The 11,547-nt window shown below is 71.6% G+C and carries 8 protein-coding genes and 1 pseudogene; 2 read left to right on the forward strand and 7 right to left on the reverse strand.

All coding sequences use genetic code 11. The features are described from left to right. From A5700_RS19990 to A5700_RS20015, 6 genes and pseudogenes are all read right to left on the reverse strand, one after another. Window positions 1-645, reverse strand: a pseudogene (locus A5700_RS19990) (hypothetical protein); the annotation flags it as partial. A gap of 23 nt (window positions 646-668) precedes the next feature. Continuing rightward, window positions 669-1,373, reverse strand: a complete 705-nt coding sequence (locus tag A5700_RS19995) for a Crp/Fnr family transcriptional regulator (protein ID WP_068071880.1) — start codon at window positions 1,371-1,373, stop codon at window positions 669-671. Between the two features lie 18 nt (window positions 1,374-1,391). Further along, window positions 1,392-1,796, reverse strand: coding sequence for an FHA domain-containing protein (locus tag A5700_RS27060; RefSeq protein ID WP_068071882.1), 405 nt, complete (start codon window positions 1,794-1,796; stop codon window positions 1,392-1,394). Between the two features lie 159 nt (window positions 1,797-1,955). Beyond that, window positions 1,956-2,453: a hypothetical protein gene (locus A5700_RS20005; RefSeq protein WP_068071884.1), complete on the reverse strand. Its 498-nt coding sequence runs from the start codon at window positions 2,451-2,453 to the stop codon at window positions 1,956-1,958. Between the two features lie 125 nt (window positions 2,454-2,578). Next, window positions 2,579-5,821: an arabinosyltransferase domain-containing protein gene (locus A5700_RS20010; protein ID WP_068071885.1), complete on the reverse strand. Its 3,243-nt coding sequence runs from the start codon at window positions 5,819-5,821 to the stop codon at window positions 2,579-2,581. Continuing rightward, window positions 5,818-9,144: an arabinosyltransferase domain-containing protein gene (locus tag A5700_RS20015; protein ID WP_068204953.1), complete on the reverse strand. Its 3,327-nt coding sequence runs from the start codon at window positions 9,142-9,144 to the stop codon at window positions 5,818-5,820. The genes A5700_RS20010 and A5700_RS20015 overlap by 4 nt, the downstream gene beginning before the upstream one ends. Window positions 9,145-9,349: 205 nt before the next feature. Here A5700_RS20015 and A5700_RS20020 point away from each other — a divergent pair, with 205 nt between their 5' ends. Beyond that, the gene (locus tag A5700_RS20020; RefSeq protein WP_068071888.1) at window positions 9,350-10,492 is read left to right on the forward strand and encodes a BTAD domain-containing putative transcriptional regulator; all 1,143 of its coding nucleotides are present in this window, start codon (window positions 9,350-9,352) and stop codon (window positions 10,490-10,492) included. A 3-nt stretch (window positions 10,493-10,495) separates the two neighbouring features. On the opposite strand, the gene A5700_RS20025 is transcribed toward A5700_RS20020, so the two are convergent. Then, complete coding sequence (locus tag A5700_RS20025) at window positions 10,496-11,104, reverse strand: maleylpyruvate isomerase family mycothiol-dependent enzyme (protein WP_068071953.1); 609 nt, start codon at window positions 11,102-11,104, stop codon at window positions 10,496-10,498. A 181-nt stretch (window positions 11,105-11,285) separates the two neighbouring features. Here A5700_RS20025 and A5700_RS20030 point away from each other — a divergent pair, with 181 nt between their 5' ends. Continuing rightward, window positions 11,286-11,534, forward strand: a complete 249-nt coding sequence (locus A5700_RS20030; protein ID WP_068071890.1) for a hypothetical protein — start codon at window positions 11,286-11,288, stop codon at window positions 11,532-11,534. Window positions 11,535-11,547: the final 13 nt, after the last annotated feature.

The raw sequence follows: 11,547 nt of genomic DNA on the forward strand, positions 1-11,547 counted from the left end.
GCTCGAGACGACTGCGACCCGCGTCGGTGACGCGTGGCTGCTCAACGGCTTCAAGTGGTTCGCCTCCAACTGCGCCGTCTCACCGGCCCACTCGCCGGCGGCGAACTTGGCCAGGACGTGGTCGCGCACGTCGGCCGGCGCGTAGGCGGCCACCAGCGCCTGGACCATGCCGCCGCCGGTGCCCAGCGCGCAGCCCATCCCGATGTCGGCCTGATTGAGCAGGTAGTTCGACGCGAACAGCCCCAGCCCGGAGCTGACTTTCGCGGCGCGGGCGTCGGCGCGCAGCGCCTGCTGGGCGTCCAGGACGGCGCGCTTGGACCGGGTGAAGGACTCGGGCATCACGACGTCGCTGACGTCGTGCCCCCACCGGTCATAGCGCTCCAGCCGCGGCGGGTCGCGGTCCGTCTCCTCGGCCCAGCGGGCGACGGGGCCGCCCATCAGCTCGCCGATGCTTCTCAGGTGCGGCTCGACGACGGCCAGCGCCTCGGGCTGCAAGTAGTAGGCCATGGTGAACTGCAGCGTGGGGTCGGTGGAATACCAGTTCAGCCCGACGGCGCCGCGGTAGTCCTCGGTCCGGTACCGCCGCGCCTTCTCCGGGGTGGCGAAGGGCAGCCGGTCCACCGCCTCGACGTCGTAGTCGCTCATCCGACAGACGCTACGCGCGCCCCTCAGGCGGAGGCGCGTAACGGGCGCCGTCGGCGATTCGGGTCGGGACCGGTGCGGTCGCCCGTGCCGCTGCGCCGGGCCAGGGCCTCGGCGTCGGTCACCACCAGGCTCTTGCCCTGCAGCTGGATCCAGCCGCGGGCGGTGAAGCTGCGCAGCGCCTTGTTCACCGAGGCCCGGTCGGCGCCTACCAGTTGGGCCAGCTCCTCCTGGCTCAGCTCGTACGTCACGCGCAGCGCGTCTCCCTCGGGCGCGCCGAAGCGCCGCGACAGCGCCAGCAGCTGGCGGGCCACCCGGGCGGCCACATCGCTGGAGACCAGCTCGACCAGCTGCTCCTCGGTCTCGCGGACGCGCTGCGTCAGCGCCTGCAGCAGCTGTTCGGCGATCGCCGGCTGGCGGGCCATCAACCCGCGCAGGGCGGCCCGATCCAGCCACAGCGCCCGCACGTCGGTGATCGCGGTAGCGGTGCAGCTGCGCGGACCCGGATCGAATACCGCCAGTTCGCCGACGATGTCCGACGGGCCCAGGATGGCGCGCACGTTGGTCCGGCCGTTCGACCCGCCCAAGCTGATCTTGACCTTGCCCTCGACGATCAGATAGACCCGATCGCCCGGCTCGCCCTGCGTGAACAGGGTTTGGCCGCAGGCGAATTGCGCGGTGCCCGGTGGGTCGTCGGCGTCGGCGTGCGCGCTGCCGGGTGGGGTGCTCACCGGTGTCCTCCTCATGCGTCAGGGAGTGGGGCTGGTGCGGAACACCAGCCGGAAGTTGCCGATCTGCAGTTGATCGCCGTCGCCCAGCACCGCGGAGTCGACGGGCTGGCGGTTGACGTAGGTGTGGTTCAGGCTGCCGAGGTCGACGACGCTGAACGCCCCGTCGGTGATCCGGAATTCGGCGTGCCGACGGCTGACGGTGATGTCGTCGAGGAAGATGTCGCTCGCGGGGTGTCGGCCGGCGGTCATGGTGGGGCGGTCGACGGTGAACGTGGCGCCGACGTTGGGCCCGCGCCGCACCACGAGCACGCCCGCGCCGCGCGGCACGTCCGCAGTGTCGGCGCCCGCCGCCGGGTCGTGGGCCAACTCCGGGCGCACGGGCGAGCCGATGTCCGCGGTGTTGTCGTCCGCTGGCTGGGTCACGTGCCGCGCGTCCCGGGCCGCGACTGTCTGTGCACTGTGCTGCCTTCCGTGTGACGCGGATCGTCGGTGGCCCGCCCCCATCGCAGCAGCAGCGCCGGCCGATGCGCTAGGGGCGGAAGTCCCTCACGGGTTCGGTGCCCGCGAACCCCGCATGTGGGCTTAAACGCCCACCGGCGCCACGAATTCCGACGTGTAATACTCGGCGGGATCCTGCGAGTTGGGATTGCGTTGCTCGATGATCACCCACACGCCCGTCGTGCCGGGGTGAATGACGTCGCTAACGGTCGCATTTCCGCTGCCGGCCGCGTCGGTGTCCAGCCCCGCGAAGGCGGTGCCGGGGTCGCCGGGCCCGCAGGTGGCCGCCGCCGGGCGGGGCACCTGGATCAGGCCCACGTCGAAGTGGGTGCCGGGTTCGGGTTCGTCGACCAGGTGCACGTCGGCGGCTACGGTCGGGCCGGCCCGGCGCACCAGCACGGAGCCCGTGCCCAGCGCCGGGTGCGGAACCTTCGGCGCGAAGCTGACCAGGCTGAAGTCGCACCGCCGCAGCTTGGCGTCGAGGACGACGACGGTGCCGCCGTCGGCGGCCGCGGAGCCGGCCGGGCCGATCAGCGCGGCCAGCGCCGCGGTAGCGGCGCCCGCGCGAGCCAGTGGATGCATGAGCCGCCCCCTTGCGTGTGAACTGGGTCACAGTGCATTGGGTATTCACGGGAAATGGCGCGGATAAACCTGCCCAATGTGTTTGCTGGCGCGTTAATTAACGGCGTTATTCGCGGGGGTCGGCGTCAGGGTTTGATGCGGATTTCTCCCGGCGACCACCAGCCCGTGCGGGTCGCGGTGCCCAGGTCCAACCGGGCGGGCTGCGCGTCGGCGATGGTGTCGAATTTGCGCAGCGAGCCCCAGTCCCGGCCCCAGTCGTGCGACAGGTACGTGGACATGACGTGGGCCCGCAACAGCAGGTCGGTGATGCCGAGCAAGCCGCCGTTGACCCCGTCCTGCCAGGTGTCGGTGTCCTGTTTCTTGGCGTTGTAGTCCGGGGTGATGCGGAACTTGGGGATCTCCGTGACGCCGTTGACGTGCAGCATCGGGTGCTGGCAGGGGAACGCCAACCCCACCGCCCAGTCCATCAGCACCGGCTGCGTCGAGCCGACGTACTCCTGCAGCGAGCGCAGCTCGGGCACCCGCGGCGGGGTCACCGCGATCCAGTCGTCCGGCGTCAGCGACAGGTCCTCGGCGACCACCCGGACGGCGACCGCGTCGGCGGGCATCTGGGAGCGGGCGAAGCGCAGGTTGCGCCACACCTTGGGCTGCTCCCCGTACAGGTCGTAGGGCACCAGCCGGCCGCCCGGCAGGATCGCGCCGTCCGGGCCCGGCCTGCCGAACTCCAGCTCCACGGTCTGGCCGTTGGTGTGGTGGTGCAGCACGCTGTTGCCGGCGATGGTGCCGGCGGCGGTCACCACGACCAGGGGATGCCCGGCGTCGGGCCGGGGCAGCTGGTACCACGCCGAGGTCAGCCGGCTCTGCTGCTGGGCGCCGGTGGTGTAGCTGCCGGCCAGCGGAACCCGCGCCGGGTCCAGGCCGTAGGGCAGGGGCACCGTCGAGCCGTTGACGCCGGGCGTCGTGAGCTTGAGGGGCGCGTCCCAGTCGTAGTCGGTGCCCGGTTGCGGCACCGAGGTCTCCTTGACCGACTCCGCCAGGGTGCGGTCCGGGACGCCGTTGGGGCTGAACCCGGTGGGGTTGACGCCGCCCAGCGGTCCCAGCGGGCCGAACTGACCGCCGGCGTTCAGCGGCGGCATGAACCCGGCGTTGCTGTCGGGCTCGACGAGCAGGTCGTCGGCCAGGCCGCAGCCGCCGCTGAACTCGCGCAGGTTGTCCCACGCGTTGGAGTACGTCGGGTACTGGCGCACGATGCCGGCCACCATCGACCCGATGAACACCAGCGCCATGAACCCGGCCGCCACCGGGATGGGCGCGGCCGTCACCGCCCGCGCCAGCCGGCCCTCGCCGTGGTCCCGCGACGCGAAGTGCAGGTAGGCCGCGTACAGCGCCGCCACGGCGAACAGGGCGAAAAAGATTGTGCTGATCGAGATTCCGGCGACCTTCGGCATGGCGCTGTTGAACGGGACGCCGTAGCTCGAGACGTACCACCAGCCGTTGGTGGTGGCGAAGCACAGCGCCAGCACGAACAGCAGCGCCGCCAGGAACGCCATCCGGTTGCGCGACCACCGCAGCGCCTCGTGCGACACCAGCACGGTCGTCAGCGCGGCCATGGCCGCGCCCACCGCCGCGAACAGCCCGAAGTGGTGCACCCACTTGGTGGGGGTGAACATCAGGAAGAACATGGTGCCGAAGATGACGCCCATCAGCCGCCACGCGGGCCCGCGGGCCACACCGGGAATCCCCTTGCGCCGCAACATGATGAACATCGACGTGAACAGGCACAGCGCCGCGATCAGGAACCCGAACCGGCGCGACAGCGAGCCGTCGACGGTCGGCAGGATCAGGTAGTAGTAGCGCAGGTTCTCGGTGTACCACGCCTGGCTGGGCCCGATCGCCGTGCGAATCCTGGTGGCCTCCAACACCGTCGACAACGTCTGGTCGGCGAAGACCACGGTCAGGATGACGAAGCCGGCGGCCAGCATCGGGGCCACCAGCGGCCAGGTGCCGACCAGGCGGTGGCGCCGTACCAGGATGCGCAGGATGGGGCGGCCGCCGGCGACCAGCGCGGCGACCGCGATCAGGCCGGTGGGCTGCACGCCGAGGGTGAACGCCGCGGTGATGACGGCCAGCGCCGCGGGCGTCAGCCGGCTGTAGCGCATGGACCGCTCGATCAGCACGTAGGTGACCAGCGACCCGAGGGCGATGATCGGCTCGGGGCGCAACCCGTTGTCGAACGGCATCCAGGCCGTGAGCAGCACCAGGCCCGCCGCCCAGTTCGCCGCCTTGCTGGCGGCGACCGCGGGCCCCAGGCGCGGCAGCACCTCACGGGAGAGCAGCAGCCAGCACAGGATCCCGGCGATGAGGTCCGGCAACCGCATCCACAGGCTCGCGTCGCTGACGTGGGTCATGTACGCCAGCAGGTTGTAATACCAGCCGAACGGGTCCTCCGGGCTGCCGAACCAGCGGAAGTAATTCGACATGTAGCCGGCGCGGTCCGCGACCCGGGCCATGCCCAGGATGTAGCCGTCGTCCGACGAGTTCGCCCCGATGACGTGCCACAGCACGAACCCGAAGATCACCGTGGCGTCGGCCAGGGTGAACTTGCGCCAGTTGGCCGGGATGAGCCGGCGCATCCGGTGGCCGTCCAACTGGTCCAGGCGCCACAACGCGACCAGGGACACGATGGTGGACAGGATCGCCAGCACCATCGCCGTCAGCTTCAGCGTGGTCGGGGTGGTGGAGAACCGGGTGTCGATGGTGGCCGAGAGCTTGAGGCCCGCGGGCGCCGGCCCGGTCAGATCGGTGAACACCCCGACGATCTGCGGGCGCAGGTTGGGGTCGGGGAAGCCGCCGCGCACCGGCCGGCCCCCCGGGTCGGTCAGCCCGACGAAGGTCGCGAAGGCGCCCGCCTGGGTGGAGGTGATCTCGATGCTGGAACACCCCGGGGACCCCGCGGTTCCCTGGGCCTGCTCGCGGGACACGCTGGCGATCACCACGTTGCGGTCGGTGACGTCGACGCGCTTGGCGCTGGCGACCACGAACAGCGCGTTGAGCGCGGCGTCCTTGCCCTTCTTCGGTGCGGTGCTCAGGATCACCCCGCCCTCGGGGGGCAGCTGACCCACCAGCGAGCACGGCACGGTGACGGTCACGTCGACCGGCGTCAGCGAGATCAGCGGCGCCGTCACGCTGTTCAGCTGGCCGTTCTGCGGCCAGTTCAGGGTGGCGGTGGTCTGCACGACGGGCAGCAGCGGCGTCGCGATCGACAGGAGGAAGCCGATCAGCCCGGCGATGGTGGCGACCCAGCGGGTCACCCGGACGTCGGGCTCACCGGCCGCGGTCTTGGGGTCCGTCACGGTCGCCACGCTCATGGGAGGGCCCGAATCGGACCTTGCCGGCTCCAGCCGCGCACTGTGATCACACCCTGTTCTATAACGGCTGGCGGCGCCTGGTCGGCGGGCACCAGCGGGTAGTACTTCTCGATCGATCCCCAGTCGCGATACCAGTCGCCCCGCAGGTAGGTGGCGATCGTGGAGGTGCGCAGCATCGTCTGGGTCACCAGGAACGGGCCGCCGGTCTCGCTGGCCTGCCAGCCGTTCGACGACGCCGCGGTCTGCTTGTGGTCGGGCAGGATTCGGTATTGCGGCAGCTCGGCGACGCCGAGGTGTTCGGAGAACGGCCGCTGGCACGGGAAGTTCGCGGCGGTCGCGATGTCCATCAGGACCGGCGTCTGCGATCCCAGCACCTGCTGCAGGGTCTGCAGCACCGGGACCCGCGGCGGCGTGAACGCGAACCACTGGTCCGAGCTGAGGTTCGGGTCGTAGGCGACGATGCGCGCCACATTGGCCTCCGGCGGCGCCCAGGTCAGCGGGAACCGCAGGTTGCGCCACGCCGGTTCCGGACCGATGTCGATGGGCTGCACCTCGGCGAGCGGCTGGGTGCTGCCGTCGGGGCGGGTGACGCCCCATTGCAGTTTCAGCGACTGCCCGTAGGTGAAGGTGCCGTCCTCTTTGTAGGACCAGATGGCGCCGGCCGCCGACACGACGACGATCGGCCGGTCCGGGGTCCGGGGCGGCAGCTGGTACCACGACGACGTGGCGGTGGCGGCCAGCGCGTTCTCGCCGTAGCTGCCCATCACCGGGGTGCGGGCCGGGTCGAGGCCGAAGGGCAGGGCCGCGGTCGAGCCGTTGACGCCGACGGGCCCCTTGCCGCCGGCCGTGCCCGCCGAGTCGGTCATGCTGGCGTTGGGCTTGTTCGGCGACGCGTCGGAGTTCACCACGCCCGGCTTGGTCACCACCGGGTAGGACCGCAGGTCGTCGCCCACGCCGTCGGGCTTGAAGCCGACGGGGTTGACGCCGCCCAGCGGCCCGCCGGGGCCGAACGGCTGCCCGGGCGCCGGCGCCAGCATGCCGGCGTTCGGGTCCGGTTCGGCCAGCACGTCGTCGGCCATCGCGCAGCTGCTCGGGGACAGCCCGGAGGTGATCGCGGCCAGGTTGGCCTTGCCGGTGGTGTAGAGCGGGTAGCGGAACACCGCGCCCTTGGCCAGCGAACCGACCTCGCCGAGCACCATGATGGTCGCCACCACCAGCAACGGCGTCGACGCCAGCACCCGGTTGCGCCGGTTGTCCTTGACCTCGGTGTGGCCGGCGTAGTCCATCCGGAAGTGCTGCCAGGCGGCCAGCAGCCCGGTGGCGATCGACAGCGTCAGGAACATGGTGGTCACCGGGTGGCTGGCGATCACGGGCTGGATGTCCCACCACGGCACCCCGTAGTTGCCGACGTAGAACCAGCCGTTGACGCCCGAGGTGGCCACCGCCAGCACGAACAGCAGCGCGGTGACGTACAGCGTCAGGTTGCGCCGGTTGTGCAGCCCGATCCGCGAGCACGCGAAGGCGGTGACCGCGCCCAGCGCGCCGGCGAGCCCGGCGAACGCGCCGAACTGGATCGCCCACTTCGTCGGGGTGAACGTCAGCAGCAGCAGGCCGATCGCCGTGGTGCCCAGCAGCCGCCACGCCGGCCCGCTGGCCACCCCGGGCACCCGGCCGCGGCGCAGCAGGATCATCAGCATCCCGAACAGGCACAGCAGCAGCACCAGCACCGCGAAGCGCCGCGCCATCGACCCGTCGGGGTTGGATTCCACCGTCAGGAAGTAGTAGCGCAGCCAGTCCTGATACCACGCGATCGTGGGGCCGACCTTGTATTTGATGCGCGCCGACTCGGCGACGGTGGCCAGGGTTTGGCTGCGGAACACCACCACGAAGATCAGCGCCGCCGCGGCGGCCAGCACCGCCGGCGGCGCCAGCAGCCCGTCGGTGTCCCGCCGCCTCCGGATGACGCCCGCGATAGCCCGGGCGCCGGTCAGCAGGGCCGCGACGGCGATCAGGCCCTGCGGGGCCAGGGTGGCGGTCAGCAGCGCGACGATGATGGCGACGGCGGCCGGGGCCAGGCGTCGCAGCGCGATCGCGCGTTCCACCAGCATCCACGTGACGACGGTGCCGAGGGCGATCAGCGGTTCGGGCCGCAGGCCGTTGTTGAACGGCAGCCACGCGGCCACGAACACCGCGCCCGCGGTGCAGACCGCCACCCGGTTGGCCGCCAGGCCGCCTTTGCCCGGCCCCAGGCGCCGTAGCACCCAGTGGCTGATAATCAGCCAGCAGGCGATGCCGGCCAGCGTGGCCGGCAGCCGCATCCACACCCCGGCGGTGCTCACCGACGCGAGCTTGGCCAGCACGCCGAGATACCAGTCGAACGGGGCGTCCGTGGTGCCGAAGTAGCGGTAGTAGTCGACGAGGTAGCCGGCCTTGGGGGCGACCCTGGCGATCGTCAGGTTGTAGCCGTCGTCCGACGACGTGGCGCCGATGACGTGCCAGACCAGCAGGGTGGCGACGACGCCGGCGTCGGCGAGCCAGGTGGCGAGCCCCACCCGCCACCACGTCGCCCAGTGCGCACCGGGCCGGTAGCGGGATAGCCAGGCGATCGGGGAGCGCCAGTTGAGCAGGGCGGCAGCGCCGCGGCTGCGCCGGTCCAGCACCGCCAGCGCCAGGATGGCGCTCAGCACGGCCAGGGCGCCGACGGCCATGACGATCTGCTTGAGGGTGGTGGGCGCGGTGATGAAGCGGGTGTCGACGTCGATGCGGGCCGACAGGTTCGGCTGCGGCGGCACCTGCAGCTCGGTGAAGATGCCGCCGACCTGCGGCTTCTTCTCGGCCGGCAGCGTGCCGGCGGCGCCGGGCACGCCGACGAACTCCGCGCCCACGCCGCCGTTGGTGGCCCAGGCGTGCAGGAAGCGGCAGCCCGGGGCGGCGACGGCCGAGCGCTGGGCGACCGCGGCCACGGTGTCGCGGAAGGCGACGACGATCACGTCGTTGTTGGCGCGCACGAACAGCCCGTTCTTGCCGGCGTCGGTGCCGCCGGCGGGCAGGGTCGAGATCACCAGCCCACCGCTGGGGGGCAGCGTGGCCATCGCCGCGCACGGAACGGAGATGTCCAGGGCGAGGGGGGCGCCGGACACCAGCGGCGCGGTGATCTGCCCGACGTGCCCGCCGACGTCGCCCTGCGGCCACGACACGGTCGCCGTCGTCTGCCGCACCGGCAACAGCGGGACGAGCGCGCACAACAGCAGCCCGACGATCCCGGCGACGGCAGCGATCGACCGTGGAATCCGCTGCGATCGCTCTTCACCGTCGTGGGGCACGAGGCTCGATCGTAAGCGAAGAGTCTGCTGACCGGGCCGGGCGCCACGGGCAAACCGCACGCCATTGGTGGCTTTACCGAGTTCAGGCGCGGCGCAGCCGGGTGCCGCGCCGCTTACCCCGAGCGAGGGCCGGCGCGACGGCGCGCGCGAATCGCGGCGCGGCCGGCGCCGTCAAAGCCGCGTGCGCCGCTTCGTTGCCTTCAAAATGGATGCCGTGAGTACGGGTCTCGGGTTCGGCGTCCTGGGGCCGTTGTCGATGACGGCCAACGGCGCCGCGGTGCCGCTGGGTGCGCCCAAGCAGCGGGCGGTGCTCGCCATGCTGCTGATCCACCGCAACCGGCCGGTGTCCGTCGACGCGTTGATCGATGCCGTCTGGGGGCAGGACCCGGTGCCTGCGGCGCGCACCAGCATCCAGTCCTACGTGTCGACCCTGCGGCGGTTGCTGCGCGGGGCCACGACCGACCCGTACGCGGTGCTGGCCAGCGCCCCGCCCGGCTACCAGCTCAGCGTCGCCGATCTGGACTGCGACCTGGGGCGGTTTCTGACACACAAGGCGGTCGGATTGCGCGCCGCCGGCGTCGGGCGCTACGAGGAGGCCAGCAGCCGGCTGTCGGCCGCGCTGGATGAATGGCGCGGTCCGGTGCTCGACGACCTGCGCCACTTCGCGTTCGTCGAGGCGTTCGCCGCCGCGCTGCTCGAGGAGAAGGTGGCGGCCCACACCGCCCGCGCCGAGGCGGAAATCGCGTGCGGGCGCGCCGACGGCGTCATCGCGGAGCTGGAGGCGCTGACCGCGCAGCACCCGTATCGGGAACCGCTGTGGGCGCAGCTGATCACCGCCTACTACGTCACCGAGCGCCAATCCGACGCGCTCGGCGCCTTCCGTCGGCTGAAGACCGCCCTGGCCGACGGCCTGGGCATCGACCCGGGGCCCACCGTCAACGCGCTGCACCAGCGCATCCTGCGCCAGGAGCCGGTGGGCGCCACCCGGCCGAAGCGGACCGCCCAGGCCACGCACAAGCAGAACGCGGTGCGGTCCGAACCCCTCGCGGCCGCGCGGCGCGTCGTCGCCCGGCTGCGCGACCACACCGGCCGGCAGTTCCGGCTGAACGGCGTGACCACCCGGATCGGGCGTCTCGACGACAACGACATCGTCTTGGACGACACCGAGGTGAGCCGCCATCACGCGGTGATCATCGACACCGGAGCCGGTTTCCTGATCACCGACGTGCGCTCGACCAACGGGGTGCAGGTGCAGGGGCGCCGCGTGGACGCCAGCGCCAGCCTCGCCGACGGCGACCTGATCCGCATCGGTGGCTCGGAGTTCACCTTCGAGATCCGGCCTGGCTGACCGTCATTCACCGAGCCGGGCGGCCAAGGTGGCGTGGCCCGCGCCGGTCAGGTCCGACAGCGCGGCCGGGCGCCCCGACATGGCCATCAGCAGCGCCTCACCCGGGCCGGTGACCTGCGGTCCGCGGCCGTGGGCCCAGTCGACGTCGGTGGCGACCAGTCGCAACCCCCTGATCCGGCGTCCGGCGCCCAGCCGTGGATTGCCCGGCACCAGCCGCAGGACCCGCTCGAGCCGGTCGGCCGGGACGGCGCGGGGCCGGCCGAGGGCGCGCCGGATGTCCTGGTGGTGGATCGTGCCGTCGACCAGGGCGATCATCCCGCCGAAGCCCGCCGGCAGCCCCTGCGGTTGCAGGTGCCGCCGCAACAGGTCCAGCAGCTGTTGCGGGCTCAGCGGCGCGAGTTCGTCGACACCCAGTTGGTTGGCCCGCACGATCCGGCCCTTCACGAAGCGCTTCAGCAGCCCGCGGGTGTCCAGCTCGTCGTAGCTGACGACGTGGGCCACAACGTCTTTGACGCTCCACCGGGCGCACAGGCTGGGCGTCGCCCAATCCGGCGGCGCGAGGGTGGTGAGGAAGTCGGCAAGGTCGGCCCGCTCCGCGCGGGCCATCGCCATCAGGCTGGCCGCGGCCACCAATCAAGCCTAGTGTCGCGGTCAAGCTCAACAGGTTAGTTAGCAAACGCAAGGATTTCGCAAGAATCTCTCGAAGATCTGCCAAGCGCGGTGTCCCACTCTGGTGTTGTCGGCCCATCCCGGCCGGCGCCTCGAACACTCCTAGGGCAGATAGGACCACACGATGAACGCCAATACCCCTGAGCCGCAAGCCAACTCGCAGACGAAGAAGGTGTCCAAGCTGCGCATCGCCGCGGGCGTCGGCCTGGGCACGCTCGGCCTCACGATCGCCGGGTCGCTGATGCCGGCCGTCGCCTCGGCCAGCCCGTACGTCCCGCACAGCGGACCGCTACACCCGATCCGCCACTACGCCGCGAACTTCCTGAACCCCGGCTGGGCGATCACGCACCCGTTGCGCGCCGCCCTTCCGTGACGCGCCGCCCCTG

Origin of the sequence: Mycobacterium sp. E1214 (assembly GCF_001666755.1) — a bacterium.
Taxonomy (GTDB): Bacteria; Actinomycetota; Actinomycetes; order Mycobacteriales; family Mycobacteriaceae; genus Mycobacterium.

What these genes read in the sequence shown, in the direction of transcription:
- A5700_RS20005 (WP_068071884.1), bottom strand. Translation starts at nt 2,453, where the DNA reads ATGCATCCACTGGCTCGCGCGGGCGCCGCTACCGCGGCGCTGGCCGCG.
- A5700_RS20010 (WP_068071885.1), bottom strand. Translation starts at nt 5,821, where the DNA reads ATGAGCGTGGCGACCGTGACGGACCCCAAGACCGCGGCCGGTGAGCCC.
- A5700_RS20020 (WP_068071888.1), top strand. Translation starts at nt 9,350, where the DNA reads ATGGATGCCGTGAGTACGGGTCTCGGGTTCGGCGTCCTGGGGCCGTTG.
- A5700_RS20025 (WP_068071953.1), bottom strand. Translation starts at nt 11,104, where the DNA reads ATGGCGATGGCCCGCGCGGAGCGGGCCGACCTTGCCGACTTCCTCACC.
- A5700_RS20030 (WP_068071890.1), top strand. Translation starts at nt 11,286, where the DNA reads ATGAACGCCAATACCCCTGAGCCGCAAGCCAACTCGCAGACGAAGAAG.